General features: G+C 68.8%; 19 protein-coding genes. 15 read left to right on the top strand and 4 right to left on the bottom strand.

Annotated elements, in window-relative coordinates; all coding sequences use genetic code 11:
• Positions 1-9: 9 nt before the first annotated feature.
• The 3 genes from treS (at position 10) to N7640_RS12655 (ending at position 6,073) form a co-directional block, all read left to right on the top strand.
• A complete protein-coding gene (gene treS, locus N7640_RS12645; protein ID WP_279904893.1) occupies positions 10-3,303 on the top strand; it encodes a maltose alpha-D-glucosyltransferase in 3,294 nt (1,097 codons plus the stop codon).
• On the top strand, positions 3,300-5,459 hold the full coding sequence (gene glgB, locus N7640_RS12650) for a 1,4-alpha-glucan branching protein GlgB (RefSeq protein ID WP_279904892.1): 2,160 nt from the start codon (positions 3,300-3,302) through the stop codon (positions 5,457-5,459). The genes treS and glgB overlap by 4 nt, the downstream gene beginning before the upstream one ends.
• Before the next feature lie 155 nt (positions 5,460-5,614).
• A complete protein-coding gene (locus N7640_RS12655; RefSeq protein WP_279904891.1) occupies positions 5,615-6,073 on the top strand; it encodes a PA2169 family four-helix-bundle protein in 459 nt (152 codons plus the stop codon).
• Positions 6,074-6,336: 263 nt separating this feature from the next.
• On the opposite strand, the gene N7640_RS12660 is transcribed toward N7640_RS12655, so the two are convergent.
• On the bottom strand, positions 6,337-7,374 hold the full coding sequence (locus N7640_RS12660) for an AraC family transcriptional regulator (RefSeq protein WP_220815236.1): 1,038 nt from the start codon (positions 7,372-7,374) through the stop codon (positions 6,337-6,339).
• The gene (locus N7640_RS12665; RefSeq protein WP_279904890.1) at positions 7,374-8,489 is read right to left on the bottom strand and encodes a carbon-nitrogen hydrolase family protein; all 1,116 of its coding nucleotides are present in this window, start codon (positions 8,487-8,489) and stop codon (positions 7,374-7,376) included. Before N7640_RS12665 ends, N7640_RS12660 begins: the two co-directional genes overlap by 1 nt.
• A gap of 195 nt (positions 8,490-8,684) precedes the next feature.
• On the opposite strand from N7640_RS12665, the gene N7640_RS12670 reads away from it, so the two are divergent.
• The 5 genes from N7640_RS12670 to N7640_RS12690 all read left to right on the top strand — a co-directional run bounded on the left by N7640_RS12670 (position 8,685) and on the right by N7640_RS12690 (position 14,896).
• Positions 8,685-10,724: an NADPH-dependent 2,4-dienoyl-CoA reductase gene (locus N7640_RS12670; protein WP_279904889.1), complete on the top strand. Its 2,040-nt coding sequence runs from the start codon at positions 8,685-8,687 to the stop codon at positions 10,722-10,724.
• Positions 10,725-10,788: 64 nt separating this feature from the next.
• On the top strand, positions 10,789-11,220 hold the full coding sequence (locus N7640_RS12675; protein ID WP_220815233.1) for a nuclear transport factor 2 family protein: 432 nt from the start codon (positions 10,789-10,791) through the stop codon (positions 11,218-11,220).
• A gap of 205 nt (positions 11,221-11,425) precedes the next feature.
• Positions 11,426-12,793 carry a chromosome partitioning protein ParA gene (locus tag N7640_RS12680; protein WP_279904888.1) on the top strand — a complete coding sequence of 456 codons (1,368 nt, stop codon included), beginning with the start codon at positions 11,426-11,428 and terminating at the stop codon, positions 12,791-12,793.
• The gene (locus N7640_RS12685; RefSeq protein ID WP_279904887.1) at positions 12,790-13,767 is read left to right on the top strand and encodes a 1-aminocyclopropane-1-carboxylate deaminase; all 978 of its coding nucleotides are present in this window, start codon (positions 12,790-12,792) and stop codon (positions 13,765-13,767) included. Before N7640_RS12680 ends, N7640_RS12685 begins: the two co-directional genes overlap by 4 nt.
• A 16-nt stretch (positions 13,768-13,783) precedes the next feature.
• A complete protein-coding gene (locus N7640_RS12690; RefSeq protein WP_279904886.1) occupies positions 13,784-14,896 on the top strand; it encodes a cyclic nucleotide-binding domain-containing protein in 1,113 nt (370 codons plus the stop codon).
• A gap of 63 nt (positions 14,897-14,959) precedes the next feature.
• Here the strand turns inward: N7640_RS12690 and N7640_RS12695 are convergent, their stop codons facing one another.
• Positions 14,960-15,568 (bottom strand): TetR/AcrR family transcriptional regulator, encoded by a 609-nt coding sequence (locus tag N7640_RS12695; protein ID WP_279904885.1) that lies wholly within the window; start codon positions 15,566-15,568, stop codon positions 14,960-14,962.
• 254 nt (positions 15,569-15,822) lie between these two features.
• On the opposite strand from N7640_RS12695, the gene N7640_RS12700 reads away from it, so the two are divergent.
• From N7640_RS12700 to N7640_RS12715, 4 genes are all read left to right on the top strand, one after another.
• Positions 15,823-17,595, top strand: a complete 1,773-nt coding sequence (locus N7640_RS12700; protein WP_279904884.1) for a DUF1302 domain-containing protein — start codon at positions 15,823-15,825, stop codon at positions 17,593-17,595.
• A gap of 11 nt (positions 17,596-17,606) precedes the next feature.
• A complete protein-coding gene (locus N7640_RS12705; protein ID WP_279904883.1) occupies positions 17,607-18,968 on the top strand; it encodes a DUF1329 domain-containing protein in 1,362 nt (453 codons plus the stop codon).
• A 297-nt stretch (positions 18,969-19,265) separates the two neighbouring features.
• On the top strand, positions 19,266-19,988 hold the full coding sequence (locus N7640_RS12710) for a hypothetical protein (protein ID WP_279904882.1): 723 nt from the start codon (positions 19,266-19,268) through the stop codon (positions 19,986-19,988).
• Positions 19,989-20,013: 25 nt separating this feature from the next.
• Positions 20,014-20,457, top strand: a complete 444-nt coding sequence (locus N7640_RS12715; protein ID WP_279904881.1) for a DMT family transporter — start codon at positions 20,014-20,016, stop codon at positions 20,455-20,457.
• A gap of 8 nt (positions 20,458-20,465) precedes the next feature.
• On the opposite strand, the gene N7640_RS12720 is transcribed toward N7640_RS12715, so the two are convergent.
• On the bottom strand, positions 20,466-21,392 hold the full coding sequence (locus tag N7640_RS12720) for a DUF1853 family protein (RefSeq protein WP_279904880.1): 927 nt from the start codon (positions 21,390-21,392) through the stop codon (positions 20,466-20,468).
• Between the two features lie 86 nt (positions 21,393-21,478).
• Between N7640_RS12720 and N7640_RS12725 the strand changes: the two genes are divergently transcribed.
• The 3 genes from N7640_RS12725 to N7640_RS12735 are packed head-to-tail and all read left to right on the top strand — an operon-like array spanning position 21,479 to position 24,199.
• The gene (locus N7640_RS12725; protein ID WP_220815228.1) at positions 21,479-22,366 is read left to right on the top strand and encodes an NAD(+) kinase; all 888 of its coding nucleotides are present in this window, start codon (positions 21,479-21,481) and stop codon (positions 22,364-22,366) included.
• Positions 22,367-22,370: 4 nt separating this feature from the next.
• Positions 22,371-23,342: a metallophosphoesterase gene (locus N7640_RS12730; protein ID WP_279904923.1), complete on the top strand. Its 972-nt coding sequence runs from the start codon at positions 22,371-22,373 to the stop codon at positions 23,340-23,342.
• Positions 23,339-24,199, top strand: a complete 861-nt coding sequence (locus N7640_RS12735) for a rhomboid family intramembrane serine protease (protein WP_279904879.1) — start codon at positions 23,339-23,341, stop codon at positions 24,197-24,199. The genes N7640_RS12730 and N7640_RS12735 overlap by 4 nt, the downstream gene beginning before the upstream one ends.
• Position 24,200: the final 1 nt, after the last annotated feature.

Genomic DNA, 24,200 nt, shown 5'->3' on the forward strand with positions numbered 1-24,200 from the left:
AGTAACCCGATGGCCCGAAGCAAGCCCTTCCTCGACGACCCGCAGTGGTACAAGGACGCGGTGATCTATCAGCTGCACGTGAAGTCCTTCTACGATGCCAACAACGACGGCATCGGCGACTTCGCCGGGCTGATCGACAAGCTCGACTACATCGCCGATCTCGGCGTGAACACCCTGTGGCTGCTGCCGTTCTACCCCTCGCCACGGCGCGACGACGGCTACGACATCGCCCTGTACAAGGGCGTGCACCCGGACTACGGCACCCTGGCCGACGCCCGCCGCTTCATCGCCGAGGCGCACAAGCGCGGCCTGCGGGTGATCACCGAACTGGTGATCAACCACACCTCGGACCAGCACCCCTGGTTCCAGCGCGCGCGCCGCGCCAAGAAGGGTTCCAAGGCGCGCGACTGGTACGTCTGGTCGGACACCGACGACAAGTACACCGGCACCCGGATCATCTTCCTCGACACCGAGAAGTCCAACTGGACCTGGGACCCGGTCGCCGGCCAGTACTTCTGGCACCGCTTCTACTCGCACCAGCCGGACCTCAACTTCGACAACCCCCAGGTGCTGCGCGCGGTGCTCGGGGTGATGCGCTACTGGCTGGACATGGGCGTGGACGGCCTGCGCCTGGACGCCATTCCCTACCTGATCGAGCGCGACGGTACCAACAACGAGAACCTGGCCGAGACCCACGTGGTGCTCAAGCGCATCCGCGCCGCGCTGGACGAGCGCTACAGCGACCGCATGCTGCTGGCCGAAGCCAACCAGTGGCCGGAGGACACCCGTCCCTATTTCGGTGGCGAGGACGGCGGCGAAGGCGACGAGTGCCACATGGCCTTCCACTTCCCGTTGATGCCGCGCATGTACATGGCCATCGCCCAGGAAGATCGCTACCCGATCACCGACATTCTGCGCCAGACCCCGGACATTCCCGCCAACTGCCAGTGGGCCGTGTTCCTGCGCAACCATGATGAGTTGACCCTGGAGATGGTCACCGACGACGAGCGCGATTACCTGTGGAACTACTACGCCGCTGACCACCGCGCGCGCATCAACCTGGGCATCCGCCGGCGCCTGGCGCCGCTGGTGGAGCGCGATCGGCGGCGGGTCGAGCTGCTCAACAGCCTGCTGCTGTCGATGCCCGGCACCCCGGTGCTGTACTACGGCGACGAGATCGGCATGGGCGACAACATCTACCTCGGCGACCGCGACGGCGTGCGCACGCCCATGCAGTGGTCGATGGACCGCAACGGCGGCTTCTCCCGCGCCGACCCGGCCAAGCTGGTGCTGCCGCCGATCATGGACCCGCTGTATGGCTACCAGACCATCAACGTCGAGGCCCAGTCCCGGGACAACCACTCGCTGCTCAACTGGACGCGGCGCATGCTCGCCGTGCGCGGGCAGCAGAAGGCTTTCGGCCGCGGCAGCCTGAAGATGCTCTCGCCGAGCAACCGGCGCATTCTCGCCTACCTGCGCGAGTATCGTGGGGCGGACGGCCGCGAGGAGAGCATCCTGTGCGTGGCCAACCTGTCGCGGGCGGCCCAGGCGGTGGAGCTGGAACTGTCCGCCTACGATGGCCGGGTGCCGGTGGAGATGGTCGGCGGCGCCTCGTTCCCGCCGATCGGCGAGATGACTTACTTGCTGACCCTGCCGCCCTACGGCTTCTACTGGTTCTACCTGGCCGACGCCTCGCAGATGCCGAGCTGGCACGTGGTACCGGTGGAGCGCATGGCCGAACTGCCGACCCTGGTGATCAAGCGCGACCTGCAGGAGCTGACCAGGGCGCCCGCCCGGCACACCCTGGAGAAGGACCTGCTGGGCAGCTACCTGGGCCGCCGCCGCTGGTTCAGCGCCCGCGAGAACGACACCGCCGCGCCGGAACTGGCCTACGTGCAGCCCTTCGGCGACCTGCGCGCCCTGGCCGAGGTCACTCTCGGCGACGAGCGCTACCAACTGCCGCTGGCCTACGTGGACGAAGGCTCGGCCGGCAACCCGCTGGCCCAGCAACTGGCCCTGGCGCGCCTGCGCCGCGGCCGCCAGGTCGGCCTGCTGACCGACGGCTTCAGCCTGCCGGAATTCACCTACGAGGTGCTCGCCCACCTGCACGGCCGTCAGGTGCTCCAGGCCGGCGACGGTGAAATCCACTTCTTGCCCGCCAGTCAGTTCGCCGACTACCCGGCGGTGGCGGGCGAGGAGACCCGGCTGATCTCCGCCGAGCAGTCCAACAGCTCGGTGATCATCGGCGAGCGCATGGTGCTCAAGCTGGTGCGCCGCCTGTTCCCCGGCGTGCACCCGGAGGCGGAGATGGGCGGCTTCCTCACCGCCCGCGGCTACGCCAACATCGCGCCGCTGCTGGGCGAGGTGCGGCGGGTCGGCGCCGACGGCGAGTCCGTCACCCTGATGATCCTGCAGGGCTACCTGAGCAACCAGGGCGATGCCTGGGAATGGACCCTGACCAACCTGCAGCGGGCCATCCGCGACGAACTGAGCGGCGGCTCCAGCCTGGAGAGCGAGTACGACGCCCTGGCCGAGCTGCAGAACTTCGCCGCCACCCTGGGCCGGCGCCTGGGCGAGATGCACCTGGTGCTGGCGCAGCCCAGCGAAGACCCGGACTTCGGCGCGCGCCCCACCGACGAGCGTGACAGCGCCGAATGGGGCGAGTCCGTCGGCGCGCAGCTAAGTGAGGCGCTGGATGCCCTCGACCGTGGCCGCGAGCGCCTGGGCGAGGCGGACCGGCGCCAGGTCGACCTGCTCCTGCAGCAGCGCGACGAGCTGCAGCGCCTGGTCCATGACCTGGCCCGCCTGGCCGCCGGCGGCATCCGTATCCGTGTGCATGGCGACCTGCACCTGGGCCAGGTGCTGGTGGTGCAGGGCGATGCCTGCATCATCGACTTCGAGGGCGAGCCGAGCCGGCCGCTGGAGCAGCGCCGCCAGCGCCACAGCCCGATGAAGGACGTGTCCGGCATGCTCCGCTCCTTCGACTACGCGGCAGCCGTAGCCTTGCGCAACAGCCAGGGCGGCGACTCCTCGGACGAGGCCTCGGTGGCGCGCCAGCGCATCGCCTCGCGCTACCGCAGCGAGGCGCGCACCGCCTTCTACGACGCCTACCGGCTGGCCGCCGCCGACCTGCCGCACGAATGGCACGCCCGCGAAGGCGAGGGTGCCGCGCTGGCGCTGTTCAGCCTGGAGAAGGCCGCCTACGAAATCCTCTACGAGTCCGCCCACCGTCCGGACTGGCTGGACGTGCCGCTGCACGGGCTGCTGGAACTGATCCACCAACTACAGGGAAACCGTCGATGACCGACCTGGAACGCCTGCGCCGCGCCGAGCACGGCGACCCCTTCGCCTTCCTCGGGCCGCGGCCCGATGGCGAGGGGGTGCTGGTGCGGACCTGGCTGCCCGGCGCGCTGGCCGTGGAACTGCTGGCCGCCGACAGCGGCGATACGCTCGGCGCCATGCAGCTGGAGGACGCCGCCGGGCTGTTCACCCTGCGCCTGCCTGCGCCGCGGCCCTATCGCCTGCGCATCCACTGGCCGGAAGCCGAGCAGGAGACCGAGGACCCCTACGCCTTCGGCCCGCTGCTCGGCGAGATCGACCTCTACCTGTTCGCCGAGGGCAACCACCGGGCGCTGGGGCGCTGCTTCGGCGCCCAGCTGATGGAGCAGGACGGCATCCCCGGCGTGCGCTTCGCGGTGTGGGCGCCCAACGCACGGCGGGTGTCAGTGGTGGGCGGCTTCAACGGCTGGGACGGCCGCCGCCACCCGATGCGCCTGCGCTATCCGACCGGGGTGTGGGAGCTGTTCATCCCGCGCCTGGAGGCGGGCGAGGTGTACAAGTTCGAGATCCTCGGCGCTGACGGCCTGCTGCCGCTCAAGGCCGACCCGGTGGCGCTGGAAGGCGAGCTGCCGCCGGCGACCGGTTCCCGCGTCGCGGCGCCGCTGGACTTCGACTGGCACGACCAGGACTGGCTGGCGCGTCGCCAGGAGCTCCAGGGCCACGACCGGCCGCTGAGCATCTACGAGGTGCATGTCGGCTCCTGGCAGCACGTCGACGACCGCCCGCCGACCTGGGCCGAGCTGGCCGAGCGGCTGATCCCCTACGTGCAGGACATGGGCTTCACTCACATCGAACTGCTGCCGGTGATGGAACACCCGTTCGGCGGCTCCTGGGGCTACCAGCCGCTGTCCCTGTTCGCACCGACCTCGCGCTACGGCTCGCCGGCCGACTTCGCCGCTTTCGTCGACGCCTGCCACCGGGCCGGGATCGGCGTGATCCTGGACTGGGTGCCGGCGCATTTCCCCACCGACGAACACGGTCTGGCGCGCTTCGACGGCACCGCGCTGTACGAGTACGAGCACCCGTTCGAGGGCTTCCACCAGGACTGGGACACCTTCATCTACAACCTCGGCCGTACCGAGGTGCACGGCTTCATGCTGGCCTCGGCGCTGCACTGGCTGCGCGTCTACCACATCGACGGCCTGCGCGTGGACGCGGTGGCCTCGATGCTCTACCGCGACTATTCGCGCAAGGACGGCGAGTGGATTCCCAATAGCCATGGCGGGCGCGAGAACCTGGAGGCCATCGAGTTCCTCCGTCACCTCAACGAAGTGGTCGCCAGCGAGGCGCCCGGCGCCCTGGTGATCGCCGAGGAATCCACCGCCTGGCCGGGCGTCAGCCGGCCGAGTGCGGAGGGTGGCCTGGGCTTCTCCTACAAGTGGAACATGGGCTGGATGCACGACAGCCTGGCCTACATCCAGCAGGACCCTGTGCACCGCAGCTTCCACCACCACCAGCTGACCTTCGGCCTGATCTACGCCTTCTCCGAGCACTTCGTCCTGCCCATCTCCCACGACGAGGTGGTGCACGGCAAGGGCTCGCTGCTGGGCAAGATGCCCGGCGACCGCTGGCAGCAGTTCGCCAACCTGCGCCTGTTCCTCAGCAACATGTGGACGCACCCGGGCAAGAAGCTGCTGTTCATGGGCTGCGAGTTCGGCCAGTGGCGCGAGTGGGACCACGACCAGCAACTGGACTGGTACCTGCTGCGCTACGGCGAGCACGCCGGCGTGCAGAGCCTGGTACGCGAACTCAACCGGCTGTACCGCGAGCGCCCGGCGCTGCACCGCCAGGACGGCCGCGCCGAGGGCTTCCAGTGGCTGATCGGCGACGACCAGCGCAACAGCGTGTTCGCCTGGCTGCGGCATGCCGGGGAGGGCGAGGCGCCGCTGCTGGTGGTGCTCAACTTCACCCCGTTGCCGCGAAGCGGCTACCACGTCGGCGTGCCTGTGCGGGGGCGCTGGCAGGTGCTGCTCAACAGCGACGACGAGCGCTTCCTCGGCTCCGGCGCCGGCAGCCGCGGCGAACTCGGCTACACCGTGGAGTCGGCCCACGGCCAGCCCCAGTCGCTGTGCCTCGACCTGCCGCCGCTGGGTGCGCTGATTCTCGCCCCAGTGAGCTAAGTGATTGATCTATCGACCCATACCGCCCATCGGGTAGGTGGAACACCCATCGAAACGGCGCAGTCGACACTTCAGGCGGCGCGAAAGCAGGACAACACCGCGCCACTGCGATCATCCCACCCAACCGCCGGCACGGCCGGCAAAGGAAGACAGAGATGAGCGATACCGTCAAAGACACCATCAAGGTCCTCAACAACCTGATCGAAACCAGCAAGGACGGCGAAGAAGGCTTCCGTACCTGCGCCAAGGACGTCAAGGACCCGCAGCTGCAGGCACTGTTCAGCAACCGCGCCCGCGAGTGTGCCGCCGCTGCCGGCGAACTGCAGGGCCTGGTCCTGGAACTGGGCGGCAAGCCGGAAGACAGCACCAGCCTGGGCGGCGACATCCACCGTCGCTGGGTCGACCTCAAGGCCCTGGTCACCGGCAAGAGCGACGAAGCCATCCTCAATGAGTGCGAGCGCGGCGAGGACGTGGCCAAGAAGCACTACGCCGAGGCACTGGAAGAAAAAGCGCTGCCGATCAAGGTGCGCGAAGTGATCCAGCGCCAGTACGCCGGCGTACTGCGCAACCACGACCAGATCAAGGCCCTGCGCAATATGGCCCGCGCCAGCTGATCCGGTTGTAGCGAACCGCGGCCGGCATCTTGCCGGCCGTTTTCGTTTTCATCGTTCTGTCATGGGGAATCTTCAGGCTGTTGGCATGGTCCTTGTTGGGAACATGATGCAACCACAGGAGGATGAACCTATGGACGACTACGTCGAAGAACTGCTCGAGTCCCGCGCCTTCGAGCAGGACACCCTGGAACCGGCCGACGACGCCACCGAACTCTAGACTTTCCCCACCCTAGGGTGCGCCGCGCGCGCCAGCCTCCTGCGTCTCAGGCCAGCAGGCGCTGGTGGCGGCGGAATTCCCCGGGTGTCTGCCCGCTCCAGCGCTTGAAGGCACGCTGGAACGCCTCCGCCGAGGCGAAGCCGAGCAGGTAGGCGATCTCGCCGAACGTCAGTTCGGTGTCGCGGATATAGGCCATCGCCAGGTCGCGCCGGGTCTCGTTGAGCAGGGTGCGGAACTGGGTGCCTTCCTCGGCCAGCTTGCGCCGCAGCGTCCAGCTCGGCAGCTGCAGCCTTCTCGCTACTTCTTCCAGCTCCGGCTCCCGCCCGTGCAGCATCGGCCCCAGCAGGTGGATGATGCGTTCGCGCAGGCTGCGGGTGCGGGTCAGCTGTTCCAGTTCCCGCTCGGCCAGTTCCAGCAGCTGCTGCCAGGTGCTCGGGCAGTGCTGCGAGAGCGGCTGGTCGAGGCTGGCGTTGGCCAGGCGCAGCCGGTTGTGGGCGGCGCCGAAGTCCACCGGGCAGCCGAAGCAGGTCTCGTAGCGCTCGGCGTAGACCGGGGCGGGGAATTCGATCTCCACCCGCTCCAGCGCCAGGGTTTCGCCCAGCAGGGCGCCGAGCTGGTGGCGCCAGCTGGACAGCACCGAATCCACCACGAAGCGGTTGAAGCCGTTGTACGGGCTGATCGAGTAGAAGCTCAGCCAGGCGCCGCCGGCGTCCTCGGTGAAGCTCGACTGGCCCCGGTAGTTGTGGGCGTAGAGCGGCTCGAAGCGGATCAGCGTGCGCGCCGCCTCGCGCAGGGTCGGCGCCTGGGCGGCGGTGACGCCGGCCAGCCCGGCCTGGCTGATGCGGCTGTGACGGCCCATTTCCAGGCCCAGCGCCGGGTCGCCGCACAGGCCGATGGCGCTGTGGCCCAGGCGCATGTAGCGCGGGATCGACAGGCGCTCGCGGGGCAGAGCGAGCCGCGCAGCGTCAAGGCGGAACTGGCGCAGCAGCTCGTCGCTAGCGACGCCCTTCTCGTGCAGCGCGGCCACCAGGCTGTGGACGAAGGCGACGGAGAGGTCGCCCAGCCGCACGCGGGTCGGTTTCATCACAGCCACAGGTTGAGCAGGCGCGCGCCGGGCGTTTCGTCGACCATCTGCTGGCCGTCCCGCTGCACCGCCATGCTGCGTCCGTCGCTGCCCAGGCCCCACAATTGACCACGCATGAACACAGCCATGCCGGCCCGCGCCGGTGTTTCCGCCAGTTGCGCCGGCAGCGAATGGCGTAGCCAGGCCTCGCCCTCGCTGAGCTGGCTGGCGCGGCTGCGCAGGTCGCTCGGCGTGCCGGCCCAGGTGCCGTTCCAGTGGCCGTTGCCGTGCAGGAAGGCCGGCACCGCAAGCAGTTCGACCTGCTGCGTCGCCAGCCGTGCGTAGCTCTCCGGCCGCCAGCTGTCGGTGCCGATCAGCACGCCCAGGCGCCCGGCCGGCGTGTTCACCACCTGTAGCGCCTGGTCGGAGGCGGCGGCGGTGAAGCTGTCCTCGTCACGGTGCGGCAGCACCTTGCGCTGCGGCTGGCCGATCGGCAGCCCGTCGCTGCCGAACACCAGGCTGACGTTGTACAGCGGGCCGTCGCCGACCTGCAGCACGCCTTCCGCCACGCTGGGCTCGGGTAGCACGATGGAGCCGGCGACGATGGTCACCCCGTAGGTCTCGGCCAGGCCGCCGAACAGGCTCTGGTAGTCGGCGGCCATCTGCTCGGCCTTCATCCGCAGCAGGGCGTCGCTGAAGCGGGCGGTGCCCTGGTTGGCGAGCAGCGCGCGGATCAGCTCCAGCGGATGGCTGAGGCCCAGCCAGACGCGGGCCTCGGCCAGGTCGCGGGCGGCGAACACCTCGCGCTTCTCGCCGACCGCGACCAGCCAGGTGCCGATGTGCTCGGGCAGCACCACCACCGTCTTCGGGTTGAGCAGGCCTTCATCCCGGGCCTGGTCCAGATAGGCGGCCAGCTTGCGATGCAGGTGCAGGGCGCTGCGGTAGTCGGCGCGGTACAGCTCGGGCTGGATGCCCAGCAGATTGCCGCGGCCCTGGTCGCTGCCCTGGCTGAAGGCCAGCGAGCTGCGCAGGTCGCTGAGGAAATGGCTGGCGGGGCGCCACTGAATCCAGGCGGCGTAGGCGACCAGAAGGACGACGAGCAGCAGCCAGAAAGTGCGATGGAGCAACTTGAGCATGATGAGGCCTGGTGGCGATGAAGCCGCCAGCCTAGGGCAAGGGGGCGTCCTTGGCTAGTCGGCCTGTCACTTACGATCAATAACTTGTGCTTTTCGATCATTGAGCGGTCGGCGGCCGCTCTTTATCGTCTGCCGCAACAACGACCGCGCCCCTTCGAGCGCGCGGCGCCCCGTGACGAGCCCGACGCTGTGGAGATGACCATGAGCAACGCCTACCCGAACCTGCTAGCCCCCCTGGACCTGGGTTTCACCACCCTGAAGAACCGCACCCTGATGGGTTCCATGCACACCGGCCTGGAAGAGAAGCCGAACGGCTTCGAGCGCATGGCGGCCTACTTCGCCGAGCGCGCCCGCGGCGGCGTCGGCCTGATGGTCACCGGCGGCATCGGCCCGAACGAGGAGGGCGGCGTGTACTCCGGCGCGGCCAAGCTGACCACCCTGGAAGAGGCCGAGAAGCACAAGATCGTCACCCGCGCGGTGCACGAGGCGGGCGGCAAGATCGCCATGCAGATCCTCCACGCCGGCCGCTACGCCTACAGCCCGAAGTCGGTGGCGCCGAGCGCCATCCAGGCGCCGATCAACCCGTTCAAGCCGCGCGAGCTGGACGAGGAAGGCATCGAGAAGCAGATCCAGGACTTCGTCACCTGCTCCGTGCTGGCCCAGCAGGCCGAGTACGACGGCGTCGAGATCATGGGTTCGGAAGGCTACTTCATCAACCAGTTCCTCGCCGCCCACACCAACCACCGCACCGACCGCTGGGGCGGCAGCTACGAGAACCGCATGCGCCTGCCGGTGGAGATCGTCCGCCGGGTGCGCGAGGCCGTGGGCCCGAACTTCATCATCATCTATCGCCTGTCCATGCTCGACCTGGTCGAGGGCGGCAGCACCTGGGACGAGATCGTGCTGCTGGCCAAGGCCATCGAGAAGGCCGGCGCCACCATCATCAACACCGGTATCGGCTGGCATGAGGCGCGCATCCCGACCATCGCCACCAAGGTGCCGCGCGCGGCCTTCACCAAGGTCACCGCCAAGCTCAAGGGTGAGGTGAACATCCCGCTGTGCACCACCAACCGGATCAACACCCCGGAAGTGGCCGAGCAGGTGCTGGCCGAGGGCGACGCCGACATGGTGTCCATGGCCCGCCCGTTCCTGGCCGACCCGGATTTCGTCAACAAGGCCGCCGCCGGCCGCGCCGACGAGATCAACACCTGCATCGGCTGCAACCAGGCCTGCCTCGACCACACCTTCGGCGGCAAGTTGACCACCTGCCTGGTCAACCCGCGCGCCTGCCACGAGACCGAGCTGAACTATATCCCTACCACCACGGTGAAGAAGATCGCCGTGGTCGGTGCCGGCCCGGCCGGGCTGTCCGCCGCCACCGTGGCGGCCGAGCGCGGCCATCAGGTGACCCTGTTCGACGCGGCCGGCGAGATCGGCGGCCAGTTCAACGTGGCCAAGCGCGTGCCGGGCAAGGAAGAGTTCTACGAGACCCTGCGCTACTTCAAGAAGAAGGTCGAAAGCACCGGCGTCGACCTGCGCCTGAACACCCGTGTGAATGTCGATGACCTGGCCAAGGGCGGCTTCGACGAAGTGATCCTGGCCACCGGCATCGCTCCGCGTACCCCGGCCATCGAGGGTATCGACAACGCCAAGGTGATCAGCTATCTGGACGCCATCCTGCAGCGCAAATCGGTCGGCCAGCGGGTCGCGGTGATCGGCGCCGGCGGCATCGGCTTCGACGTCTCCGAGTTCATCACCCATAGCGGCGAGGCCACCAGCCTGGACCGCGACGCCTTCTGGAAGGAGTGGGGCATCGACACCGCACTGGACGCCCGTGGCGGCATCGCCGGGATCAAGGCCGAGGTGCACCCGGCGGCGCGCGAGGTGTTCCTGCTGCAGCGCAAGAAGACCAAGGTCGGCGACGGCCTGGGCAAGACCACCGGCTGGATTCACCGCACCGGCCTGAAGAACAAGAACGTGCAGATGCTCAACTCGGTCGAGTACCTCAAGGTCGACGACGAGGGCCTGCACATCCGCATCGGCGAAGGCGAGCCGCAACTGCTGCCGGTGGACACCGTGATCGTCTGCGCCGGCCAGGACCCGCTGCGCGAGCTGCACGACGGCCTGGTCGCTGCCGGGCAGAACGTGCACCTGATCGGCGGCGCCGACGTGGCCGCCGAGCTGGACGCCAAGCGTGCGATCAACCAGGGCTCGCGCCTCGCCGCCGAGCTGTGACCGGAACGCCCCGCCCCGTGCGGGGCGTCTTCCTTATGGCACCACAACAACAAGGAGAAGCCCGATGTCCCTCGAAAACCAACTGAACCCCGCCGCGGCCGCCAGCCTGCAACGCTGGCACCAGCTGATCGCCGCCAAGGACCTGAGCCCGCTGCCGGAACTGCTGCACGCCGACGCGGTGTTCCGCTCGCCCATGGCGCACACGCCCTATCCGGGCGCGCAGAAGGTCAACCTGATCCTCAACACGGTGCTGCAGGTGTTCCAGGACTTCGCCTACCACCGCGAACTGGCCAGCGCCGACGGCCTCAGCGTGGTGCTGGAGTTCAGTGCCCGGGTCGGCGAGCGCCAGCTCAAGGGCATCGACATGATCCGCTTCGACGAGAGCGGCAAGATCGTCGAGTTCGAGGTCATGATCCGTCCCATGAGCGGCCTGCAGGCCCTGGGCGAGGAAATGGGCCGTCGCCTGGCGCCTTTCCTGGCCGCCAAGCAGGCCTGATTCGCCCAACCCGTCACACTTTCGCTTCGTCGCCGGCCCTAGAGCGGTCGGTGGCGGGCGGCTGCCAACCCAGTCACATTGCCCGCATTCCGTTTTCCCCTAGACTTGCCCGAAACAAGGGATTGCGCCTGCCTCGCAGGCTGTGCGCGCGCAGGGCAGGCCCGCTGCGTGCCGACCATGATCCCGATGGCCTTGAGGAAAACCCATGAGCATGCAGAACAAAGCGCAGATGGTCGAGGCCGTCCTGTTCTTCAACGAGCGCGGGATCTGCAAGGAGATGCTGTTCCCCGAGTTCGAGGCGCTGCTCGACAACGTGGTGAGCATGGCGGAGTTCGCCGACCAGCAGATGCGCCTGGCCTACGTGCTGATCAACCCGCGCCTGCTGGTGCGCGCCGTGGTGTTCTTCTACCTGGATTTCGACGAGAACGGCTCCGCCGACAAGGGCTGGAACCTGCCGCTGCGCCACCTGGCCGACAACGCCGGGCGTGGCCCGGACCTGGGTGCCGGCCCTATCCGCCTGGCCTGCCGCAGCCAGTGCCCGGTGTCCTGGCACCAGATGCACCTGTGGGACCCGAGCCTGGCGCCCGGCAAGAACGACCTAGTGCTGTTGCGCGAAACGGTCAAGCGCAACGCCCTCGGCCTGCTGGTGGAGGAAGAGGCGCCGGTGGTGCTGCCCGAGCGCCTGCAGGTGGCCGCCGAGGATACCTGGCAGGCGCCCGATCCGGCCCGCGAGCAGGCCGAGAAGCAGGCCGAGCAGAAGGAGCAGGAGAACCGCCTGAAGACGGCGCAGCTGATCAAGCAGCAGCGCCTGCGCATCAGCACGCTAGGCAAGCAGCACGAAGAAGATTTGGCCCGCATCAAACTGGCGGCGGAGGAGCGCCATCGCGCCCTGCAGGCGGAGATCGGCGCCCTGCAGCAGTCGCTGCGCCAGCAGGAAGAACTGAACAACAGCCTCAAGACCCAGCTTGGCGCCCAGGCCGACAGCATGCAGCAGAGCCGGGAGGACATGTCCCGTCAGTTGCGCGACCTGGAGCGCCACGGCCGCACCGAGGCCGACATCCTGCGATCCCAGTTCGATTCTGAGCTGCAGGCCCGGGTGGCGGCGGCCGTGGCTGAGTACCGGGAGCAGGTGGCGATCCGCGACGTCGAGCTTGCCTATCGCGCCGAGCAGGACACCCAGTTGCAGCAGGAAATTGACCGTCTGCGCCGCGAGCGCGACGACCTGGCCAGCCAGGGCGGCGAGCAGATTCTCGAGCGCCTGGCCAAGCTCGGCGTGGTGTTCGTGGTCTATCACCCGGGCGCCGGTCACCTGACCATCCCGCTGCAGGACATGGCCCGCTACCAGAACAATCCCCTGGGCTACGCGGCGGCCAAGTGCTTCGTCTCCGAGGAGCAGTACCGCCAGTGGCTGGCCCACTACCAGCAGCCGACCTGCGAGAGCACGCTGCCGTCCGGCGAGCGCTGCGCCATGCCCATCGACCGGGTGGAGACGCCGAGCCGCTTCGTCTTCGGCGAGACCAACTGCTGCGCCCGGCACAAGGCGGGCGCACGCCTGCGCACCGTGAGCGGATGATCCGGCGGGCGCCCGATCCGCGGCCCGTCGTCCTTCCCTCCTGGCAGCCCTCGGCCCCCCTGCAACCGCTATTGCTCGACTGGCTGGCGCGCGCCGGCGTCGAGGTGGCGGTATTGCGCCTGGACCTGCTCGACCCGCTGATCTCGGGCAACAAGTGGTTCAAGCTGAAACCCCATATCGAGGCCGCCGTGGCCCGTGGCGCCGAAGGCCTGATGAGCCTTGGCGGCGCCCATTCCAACCACCTGCACGCCCTGGCCGCGGCCGGGCGGCGCTTCGGCTTCGCCACGCTCGGCCTGCTTCGCGGCGAGCCGCAGGACACGCCGACGGTGCGCGACCTGCAGGCCTTCGGCATGCGCCTGCACTGGCTCGGCTACGCCGGCTACCGCAAGCGCCACGATGCGGACTTCTGGACTGCCTGGCAGGCCCGCTATCCGGGACTGTTGCCAGTGGCCGAGGGCGGCGGTGGGCTGCTGGCGGCCAGGGCCTGCGCGGCGATAGCCGAGTTGGCGAGGGCGCAGTTGGCCGGCCTGGGCTGGAACGACTACCACGGCTGGTGGCTCGCCGCCGGTACCGGCACCACGGCGGCCGGCCTGGTGCTGGCCGAGCGGGGGGAGCGAATAATCCATGCGGCGATGGCGGTGCCGCCCGGCCATGGCGTGGAGCAGCAATTGCCGGCGATCCTCGACGAGGCGGGGCAGGCCGATGCCGGCTACCGGCTGGTGGATGCCAGCCGTGGCGGCTTCGGCCGGGTGGATGCGGCGCTGGCGCGCTGCATTCTCGATAGCGAACGGTGCTGCGACCTGCCACTGGAGCCGCTCTACACGGGCAAGGCGCTGCTGGCATTGCGCGGCGAGGTGGAGGCCGGTTACTTTGCTCCGGGTACGCGCCTGCTGTTGCTCCATACCGGAGGGCTGCAAGGACGCCGGGCCATGGCCCAACGCCTGGAAGAACTGGCTGCGGTACGCCAAGAATAATGAAGGACAGGTGTCGATGACCGAGCCGCTGAACCCTGAACAGCTGCGCAGCTTCACTCCCCTCAACGTGCTTTCCGAACAGCAGTGGCGAGAGCTGCGCAACCAGCTGGTGCCGCAGCCCCTGCTCGCCGGCCAGCTGCTGTTCCGCCAGGGCGACCATGCCCGCACCACCTACTACCTGCTGTCCGGCGAGCTGCTGCTGCGCGACGGCGACGGCCGCGAGGAGCTGCTGCAGGCCGGCAGCGAGGCCAGTTGCCACCCGCTGTCGCCGACCCTGCCGCGCCAGCACGAGGCACGGGCGCTGAGCGATGTCAGCGTGCTGGCGCTGGACAGCGCCAACCTCGGCCGCCTGCTCACCTGGCGCCTGTCCTACCAGGACCTGCTGCTGGACCTGGGCGGCGGCGGTGAGGACGTCGAGTGGCTGGAGCGCCTGCTGGAAAACCCGCTGTTCACCAAGGTGCCCTCGGCCAACGTGCGGGCCATGCTCGACCGCCTGCACCCCATCGACCTGCCGGCCGGCAGCCGGGTGCTGATCGAGGGCGAGGGCGGCGACTGCTGCTACTTCCTCAAGAGCGGCCGGGCCGAAGTGTTCCGCGGCGGCGAGGGCAGTACCCGCCAGGTGCTGGCCGAGCTGGACGTCGGCGCCTGCTTCGGCGAGGAAGCGCTGCTGTCCGACCAGCCGCGCAACGCCACGGTGACCCTGATCGAGCCCGGTGTGGTGATGCGCCTGGACCGCCAGGACTTCTTCGCCCTGCTCAAGGCGCCGGTGGTGGACGAGGTGTCGTTCGGCGAGGCCGCGCGCCTGCTGTCGGCCGGTGCCCAGTGGCTGGACGTGCGGCTGCAGTCCGAATACGAACGCAGCCACGCCCAGCAGGCGCTGAACATGCCGCTGCACCTGCTGCGCCTGAAAGTGCGCCTGCTGGACAAGGAGCGCACCTACCTGTGCTACTGCGACAGCGGCAAGCGCAGCGCCAGCGCCGTATTCCTGCTGTCCCAGCTGGGCTTCACCGCCTATGCCCTGCGCGACGGCCTGGACGCGCTGCCGGCGGTGCATCGCGCCGGCCTGCTGTGCGAGAGCGGCCCCGGCTACCTGGCCCGCTCCGGCGGGCGCACCGAGCGCAGCGGCTAGCCCCGCGCATCGCCCATCGCCGCATCGAGAACGACCGGAGGCCGGGATGGCTCCGGTCGTTTTTCATGGGCTCTGGTAGGCGAGGAGGGTGCGCCGGGCGATCTCGAGAATTTCTTCCCCGGCGAACGGCTCGCCGGTGATCACCCCGCGGAAGAACAGGGGCGACGAGGCCAGTTCGAGGAACTGCCGGGGATCGGTGCCCGCGGGCAGTTCGCCCCGTTCGATGGCCCGTTCCACGAGCCGGCCGCTGACGGCGAACCGCTCGGCCCAGAAGCGCACCCGGGCCTGGCGGATCGTCTCGATGTCCCGTCCCTGAGTCACCACGGCCTGGAGCAGGCCGGCGATCAGCGGCGAGCGCAATGTCGCCTCGATATCCAGCAGCAATCGGTGCAGGTCGCCCAGCAGCGTGCCGGTGTCCGGTAGTGGCACGTCCTGCCGCATGCGCAGCAGGGCGATCTCGAGCACCAGTTCCGCCTTGGTCGGCCAGCGGCGGTAGACGGTGGTCTTGTTGACCCCGGCGCGGGCGGCCACCTCGGGCAGCTCCAGGCGTTCGTAACCCCCTTCGCCGAGGATTTCCAGGGTGGCGGCATGGACGGCCGCGACCACCTGGGCCGCACGCCCACCGGGGCGCGCGCGCTTGCCGGCGCCGGCTGCCTGCTCGGTATCGCTCATCCGAATCTCCCTGCTGGTTTTCCTGCCTCTGTCGCAACGATTGTTGCATTTGCGCGCCGGGCAGAGAAAGCCGGCGAATCCGTGCGCACGACACGGAGGTGGTTTACTTGTCTTTTAAAAGCAACTAAAGTTGCTATTAAGGGTGTCGAGACAGTCAGGCCCATGACCGCTTCGGTTCGTCGCTTGCGATGGGCCGGGCGGAGCAGGGCAGGCAGACGCCCGTCAGCGTACCCACCAACTCCAGTGGAACTGCCATGAAAACAACAACAACGCACCATGGGCGGCACCGGCCCCTCGGTGCCATCGCGGCGGCCCTCGCCGTGGTCGGCGCGCCGGCCGCGCAGGCCATCACGTTCAACCTCGGCGAAATCCAGGGCCAGCTCGACAGCAGCCTCTCCGTCGGCGCCAGCTGGGCGCTGCGCAGCCCGGACCGTGACCTGATCGGCGACGACAACGGTGGTCGCGGCTCGTCCACCACGGCCGACGACGGCCGCCTGAACTTCAAGAAGGGCGAGACCTTCTCGAAGATCTTCAAGGGCATCCACGACCTGGAGCTGAAGTACGGCGACACCGGCCTCTTCCTGCGTGGCAAGTACTGGTACGACTTCGAGCTGAAGGACGAGCACCACCTGCTCTACGACATCGACGACGGCAACCGCAAGACGGGCGCCCGCAGCGCCGGCTACGAGCTGCTGGACGCCTTCGTCTACCACAACTACCTGATCGGCGACCTGCCGGGCTCGGCCAGGCTGGGCAAGCAGGTGGCGAGCTGGGGCGAGAGTGTGTTCATCGGCAACAGCATCAACGCGATCAACCCGGTGGACGTGGCGGCCTTCCGCCGGCCCGGGGCGGAGATCAAGGAAGGCCTGATCCCGGTGAACATGTTCTACCTGTCCCAGGGGCTGTCGGAGAACCTGTCGGCCGAGCTGTTCTATCAGCTGGAATGGGACCAGACCGTGGTCGACAACTGCGGCACGTTCTTCGCGTCCGTCGACTTCGTCGCCGACGGCTGCCCGCAGGGGCTGAGCGTCGCCGGCACGGATTTCGAGCGCGACGACCCGGGCTACATCCACGTCCCGCGCCGGGGCGACAACGACGCGCGGGACGCCGGCCAGTACGGGGTGGCCCTGCGCTGGTTCTCCGAGGCGCTGAACGGCACGGAATTCGGCCTGTACGCGCTGAAGTACCACAGCCGTATGCCCTTCACCAGCATGTACGGCACCACGGCCAACCCGCTGACGGCGCCGGCCTTCGGTGCCGCCGACACGGCCTACCGGATCGAATACCCCGAGGACATCCGCCTGTACGGCCTGAGCTTCCAGACCAACGCCGGTTCGGCGAGCCTGGCCGGCGAGATCAGCTACCGGCCCAACCAGCCGTTGCAGCTCAACGCCTTCGACCTGGCCACCACCTCCTACAACCTGGGGCCGTTCCTGCCGACCCAGCTGGGCGCGGCCGGGCTGCCGGACGAATACATCCAGGGCTACCGGCGCAAGCCGGTGACCCAGGCGCAGGTGTCGCTCACCCAGACGTTCGACCAGGTGCTGAAGGCGAGCCGCCTGATCCTGATCGGCGAAGCGGGCTACAACCACATCGCCGGCATCGGCGAAGGCAGCGGCGACGAGCCCCGCTTCGGCCGCGACTCCGTGTTCGGCTCCGGCGAGTACACCCAGCCGTCGCTGCTGGGCGGCAACCTCTGCGAGACGCTGCTGAACCCCCAGGCCGAAAACTGCAACGACGACGGCTTCTACACCCGCCATTCCTGGGGCTACCGCCTGCGGGCCAGCCTCGAATACGCCAACGTCATCGCCGGCATCAACCTGACGCCGACGTTCGCCTGGTCCCACGACGTCGACGGCTACGGCCCCAACTTCAACGAGGGCGCCAAGGCCATCAGCGTCGGCCTGGGCGCGGACTACCTGAATACCTACATCGCTGCCATCACCTACACCGACTACTTCGGTGGCGATTACAACTCCCTGGTCGACCGCGACTTCCTGTCCGTCACCGTTGGCGTCAATTTCTAAGGACCGAACCGATGATCACTGCAACCAGACTCGCCTCGGGCGTGGCGCTCTGCTGCGTCCTTTCCGCCCCCATCTTCGCCGCCGTCAGCCAGGAGCAGGCCGCACGCCTGGGCAGCTCGCTGACGCCGGTGGGCGCCGAACGGGCCGGCAACGCCGACGGCAGCATCCCCGAGTGGCAGGGCGGCCTGCCGACGAACGCGGGCGACGTGCGCAACGGCTTCAGGAGCAACCCGTTCGCGGCCGAGAAGCCGATCTTCGTCATCGACGCGCAGAACCACGCCCAGTACCTGGACCGGCTCAGCCCCGGCCAGGTCGCCCTGTTCAAGCGCTACCCGGCGAGCTACCGGATGCCGGTGTACCCCACCCACCGTTCCGTGGGCATCCCCGACGATGTAGCGCAGAGCATCGGCAAGAACGCGCTCGCCACCCGCCTGATCGAGGGCGGCAACGGCGTCGAGCACTTCACCACGGCCGTTCCGTTCCCGATCCCGCAGAACGGGCTGGAGGTGATCTGGAACCACATCGCCCGCTACCGCGGCAAGAGCATGCAGCGCCAGACCTCCCTCGCCGCGCCCCAGGCCAACGGCGTGTTCGTCCAGGTGGACGCCGAGGAGCGCTACGTGCTCGCGGACCAGGCGACCGACTACGACCCGCGCAACGCCGGCAACCTCCTGTACTACTACAACTCCCGGATCACCGCGCCGTCGCGCCTGGCGGGCAACGTCCTGCTGGTGCACGAGACCCTCAACCAGGTCAAGGAGCCGCGGCTGGCCTGGCTCTACAACGCCGGCCAGCGGCGCGTGCGCCGCGCGCCGCAGGTGTCCTACGACGGCCCGGGCACCGCCGCCGACGGCATGCGCACGGCGGACGGGCTGGAGCACTTCAACGGCTCCCCCGACCGCTACGAGTGGAAGCTGGTCGGCAAGCGCGAGATGTACATCCCCTACAACAGCTATCTCGCCGGCTCGCCGGACATCAAGCTGAAGGACCTGCTGCTGCCCGGCCACCTGAACCCCGACTTCACCCGCTACGAGCTGCACCGGGTGTGGGAGGTGGTGGCGACGCTCAAGCCCGGCGAGCGCCACATCTACGCCAAGCGTCACCTCTACATCGACGAGGACACCTGGGCCATCTCCCTGGCCGACCACTACGACAACCGCGACGCGATATGGCGCGTCGGCGAATCCCACCTGCAGTACTTCTACGACGTGCAGACCAGCCACCCGACGCCGGAGGCCCTCTACGACCTGATCGCGGGCCGCTACATCGCCTCCGGGATGATCAACGAGCGGCCCATGGCCTACGACTTCGCCTTCAAGGCGTCGAAGAAGGATTTCCTGCCGGCGACGCTGCGCACCATGGGGATTCGCTGAGGCCCAGGGCCGAATCGACGGCGCCCGCGGTTTGCGCGCGGGCGCTGCTCCTGTCGACGGCGCGAGCCCGAGACCCTCGGCCGCCCCCGTGGCGGCCTTTTTTATGGCTATGTCCCCGTTAGCTGTTGCACACCTTGTGGGAGCGGATTTATCCGCGAATTTCGCGGCCAATCGGAATGCCGCCCAGCCGCTCCCACAAGAGCAGGATTGCGCCACCAACCCGTAACGGGGACACAGCCTTTTTATCACCCGGCGATACGTCCGGGCGTAGATCACAACAACAACGGAGCTGGGCTCATGGCTATCGGTATCAGAACCTTCATCGGCGAGCGCGAGATTCCCCGCGGGCACGTGCTGGAGTGGGAGCGGCGGCGTGCGCTGGTGGTGCTCAGGAGGCTGGGCGAGCGACCCGGCGACGGCGAGGACCTGGAGAGCCTCAGGCAACAACTGCTGGAGCGCAAGATCGCCCTCGGCGCCGACGGGCTCCGGCACATCCTCCGGCGCGAACTGGCCGTGGCCCAGCCGCTGGCCAATGCCGTCGCCCGGATCTCGTGCGGGTTCCGCCGCTTCAGCGTGACCGAGCTGCTGGTCGACCGCGGCTCGGCGAAGGATTTCGTCGAATGGTTCCTCGAGCGTGCCGCGCGCAACGACGAGATCGCCATGCTGGCCGCGTGTCCCGACCATTACCTGATCCGGACCAACGCCGAAGGCGCCCAGGAGGTGATCGAGACCACCGGCGGCTCGCCGCTGGTGGGCCGTTTCCTGATCGATTACCGGGACCTCTCCAGCCTGCGTTCAGTGCCCGATCCCCGTTATCCCTGTCAGGCCGCCGGCGTCGCGCGGGCGGAGAACGGCCTGGCTCTCGGCGGGGTGCGCCACCAGTTCAGGAGCGAGGGCTTCGGCTTTCGCGCCAGGCTGACGGTGGAGTTCCCGGCCATGATCCTGCCGGGGGCCGTATCCGCCCACCGCTGGCACCTGGCGAGCGAGTTCTCCAACTGGATCGAGGCGGCGTTCGGCTAGTTCGTGGCCGAGCGTGGAGAAGCCTATGCCGAACGGTTGGTTAATCCTGCTGCCGCTGCTCGCGGGCGCGATGCTGGCGCTGCAGGCCGGTATCAACGGACAAGTGGCGAAGAGTCTGCCGGGGGTGCTGGCGGCATCCCTGGTGTCATTCGCGGTCGGTGGCGCCGCGTTGCTGCTGCTGACCCTGGTCAATCGCGAGCTGCCCACCCTGGCGGCCCTCCGGGCGCTGAGCTGGTGGCAGTGGAGCGGCGGGCTGCTGGGCGCCTTCTTCATCGCCACCGCGGCTTTCGCCGGGGTGCGCATCGGCGCCTTGCTGTTCATGGCCCTGGTCCTGGCGGGCCAGCTGGGCATGGCCCTGCTGCTCGACCACCACGGCTGGGCCGGCTTCCGCGAGTCCCCGCTGACGCCGGGCAAGGTCCTGGGCCTGGGGCTCATCGTCGGCGGGATATGGCTGATCCGCCGGGGTTGAGCGTATCGCTAGGCGCCGTCCTGCGGCGGAGCGGGCCAGTCGTCGCTCACCAGGAACAGCCGCTCGCGCTCCCACCAGTCGCCGTCCGCTCCCTGTTCCAGGCGCACCAGCAGTTGTGCCGGCGCGTGTGTGTCGAGCTGGTCCAGCCAGGCTTCCAGCTGCCCACGGGGCCAGCACTCGGCCAGACGCGCGGGCGCCAGCCAGGCCTGACGTGGCAGCGGTTGCCAGTTCGCGCTCGCCAGCGTCGGCCAGTCGCGGCGGTGCAGCCAGCGCCCGCGCAGATGCTCAGTGGCGCAGCCGTTGGGCACCGCGCAGGGACGCTCGAAGGGGTAGAACAGATAGCCGCCCAGCCAGGCGGCGGCGTTCGGCGCGGCCGGCGTCAGCGTCGCCAGCGCCTGGCGCCCGGCCGGGCTTGTGGAGAGCGGCAGCTGGTGCCGGCGCAGGTGCTCCAGCTTGAGCCCCAGGCGGTCCTCGCTGGCGGGGCCCAGCCAGTGGCCCGGGTCTGCCCCCGAGTCCCGTTCCGGGCCGAGGTACAGCTTGATCGCCAGTTCCAGGTGGTGCACGCCCTCGGCGTCGCGCAGCAGCAGGTCCAGTTCGCCCAGGGTGCGGCCCTGTTCGCGCACGGGCAGGTTGGCCGCCAGCAGCTCGACATCGGGCGCGGCGGACAGGGCGAACAGCCAGAGCCGCTCGTAGTAGCGGCCCAGGCGGCTCGATCCGCTGGCCAGGTGGGCGTGCAGCGCGGTGGGGTCGGCCTCCTGGCGCAACAGCCAGTCGGCCAGGCGCTGGCGGTCGGCGAACCAGGCGCTGGCGGCCAGCGGATGGTGCAGCGGCGGGTCGCCGCCGGCGAGCAGGGGCGGGGAGAGCAGGGCCCAGGCCAGATCGCGCACCCGGGGCTGGCGCAGCCGCGCCAGCAGGTCGTCCAGCGGCAGGTTCATCGGCCGAGCATAGCCGAGCCGGTTTGCTGCGGTCAGCGCCTTTCGCCCATAATCCGGGCGAATCTACCCCCGTTGCAGAGCGCCCCATGGAGCAATTCCGCAATATCGGCATCATCGGCCGGCTGGGCAGCGCCCAGGCGCTCGACACCATCCGCCGCCTGAAGAAGTTCCTGCTCGAGCGTCACCTGCACGTGATCCTCGAAGACACCATCGCCGAGGTACTGCCCGGCCACGGCCTGCAGACCAGCTCGCGGAAGAACCTCGGCGAAGTCTGCGACCTGGTCATCGTGGTCGGCGGCGACGGCAGCATGCTGGGCGCGGCGCGGGCGCTGTCGCGCCACAAGATCCCGGTGCTCGGTATCAACCGCGGCAGCCTGGGCTTTCTCACCGACATCAAGCCGGACGAACTGGAGGTGAAGGTCGCCGAGGTGCTGGAAGGGCGCTTCCTCGAGGAGAGCCGCTTCCTGCTGGAGGCCGAGGTGCGCCGCCACGGCGAGGCCATCGGCCAGGGCGACGCGCTCAACGACGTGGTGCTGCACCCGGGCAAGTCGACCAAGATGATCGAGTTCGAGCTGTTCATCGACGGCCACTTCGTCTGCAGCCAGAAGGCCGACGGCCTGATCATCGCCACGCCCACCGGCTCCACCGCCTATTCGCTGTCCGCCGGCGGGCCGATCATGCACCCGCGCCTGGACGCCATCGTGATCGTGCCCATGTACCCGCACACCCTGTCCAGCCGGCCCATCGTGGTCGACGGCAACAGCGAGCTGAAGATCGTGGTGGCAGATGACCTGCCGATCTACCCGCTGGTCTCCTGCGACGGCCAGAACCACTTCACCTGCGCTCCCGGCGATACCATCACGGTGGCCAAGAAGCCGCAGAAGCTGCGCCTGATCCATCCGCTCGACCACAACTACTACGAGGCCTGCCGGACCAAGCTCGGCTGGGGTGGCCGCCAGTGGAGCCACGACTGACATGCTGCTCGACAGCGGGCGCGGCTACGATCTGATCGGCGACGTGCACGGCTGCGGGCGCAGCCTGGCGCGCCTGCTCGAACAGATGGGCTACCACCGCGAGAAGGGCGTCTGGCGGCATCCGCGGCGGATGGCGCTGTTCCTCGGCGACATCATCGACCGCGGCCCGCGCATCCGCGAGGCGCTGCACCTGGTCCACGACATGGTCGAGGCCGGCCAGGCGCTGTGCATCATGGGCAACCACGAATACAACGCCCTCGGCTGGTACACCGAGGCGCCGCCGAGCAGCGAGCGGCGCCATGTGCGCGAACACACGCCGCGCCACGAGCGCCTGCTGCAGCAGACTTTCCGCCAGTTCGAGAACCACCCGGCCGATTGGCACGATTTCCTCGACTGGTTCCAGCGCATGCCGCTGTTCATCGACGCCGGGCGCTTCCGCCTGGTCCATGCCTGCTGGGACAACCGCCTGATCGGCGCGCTCAAGGCCGACTACCCGGATGGCCGCATCGACCGCGACTTCGTGGTGGCCTCGGCGGTGCCAGGCAGCTTCGCCAACCGGGTGTTCGAGCGCCTGCTGCGCGGCACCGACCTGCGCCTGCCCCAGGGCCTGACGCTGACCAGCGAGGAGGGCTTCACCCGGGCCTACTTCCGCACCAAGTTCTGGGAAGACGACCCGCAGACCTACGGCGACGTGGTGTTCCAGCCCGACGGCCTGCCCGACGGGGTGGCCAGCCTGCCGCTGAGCGCGACCGACAAGGGCCGCCTGCTGCAGTACGGCCTGGACGAGCCGATGCTGTTCGTCGGCCACTACTGGCGCCGCGGCCGCCCGGCGCCGCTGCGCCCCAACCTGGCCTGCCTGGACTACAGCGCGGTGATGTACGGCAAGCTGGTGGCCTACCGCCTGGATGAAGAGACGCGGATCGACCCGGACAAGTTCGTCTGGGTCGAGGTGGAACGCCCGGAGGTGCCGCAATGAAGCCCGTGGAAGCGCTGCGTCGCCCGCTGCAGGAAGACCTCGGCGGTTTCGTCGCCCTGCTGCGCCGCCTGCAGGTGCCGCACCGGGTCAGCGAGGAGCGCGGCTCGCAGGTGCTCTGGGTGCCGGCCGAGCCGCTGGCTGCCCAGGTGCGCGAGCTGTACCTGCGCTACCCGCACGGCGCCGCGGAGGAGGAGCTACCTAGCCCGGCGCTGCCCCAGCGGCCCGGCTTCGCCGCACAGCTGCGGGCGAGCTGGATGACCAGCCTGGTCCTGCTGCTGACATTGGCGGTGACCTTGCTGAGCCAGTTCGGTGACAACCACGCCGTTACCCACTGGATCACTTTCGTGGACTATCAGGTCCGTGGTGAATACGCCTATTTCGTACCCTGGCTCGACAGCCTTAGGGCTGGTGAGTGGTGGCGTTTGTTTAGCCCCATGTTGCTGCACCTAAACTGGCTGCATCTCGCCATGAATGGCTTGTGGTACTGGGAACTGGGCCGGCGTATTGAGTACCGCCAGGGGCGCCTGGGATTAATCGGACTGACATTGCTATTTGGTCTGCTATCCAACCTGGCTCAGTTCTGGTTTGGAGGTTCTGGGCGGTTCGGCGGCCTGTCCGGCGTGCTCTACGGCCTGCTCGGCTACTGCTGGATCTTCCAGCTGCTGGCGCCGACGCCGGCCTACGTGCTGCCGCGCGGCGTGCTGGGCATGATGCTGATCTGGCTGGTGGTGTGCCTGAGCGGGGTGATCGATACCCTGGGCTTCGGCTCCATCGCCAACGCCGCCCACGTCGGTGGCCTGGTCGCCGGTTGTGCCGCCGGCCTGATCGGCGGTGCGCTGGCGCGCGCGCGTCGGTAAA

The sequence above is a fragment of the Pseudomonas sp. GD04015 genome (assembly GCF_029837675.1).
Lineage (GTDB): Bacteria > Pseudomonadota > Gammaproteobacteria > Pseudomonadales > Pseudomonadaceae > Aquipseudomonas > Aquipseudomonas paralcaligenes.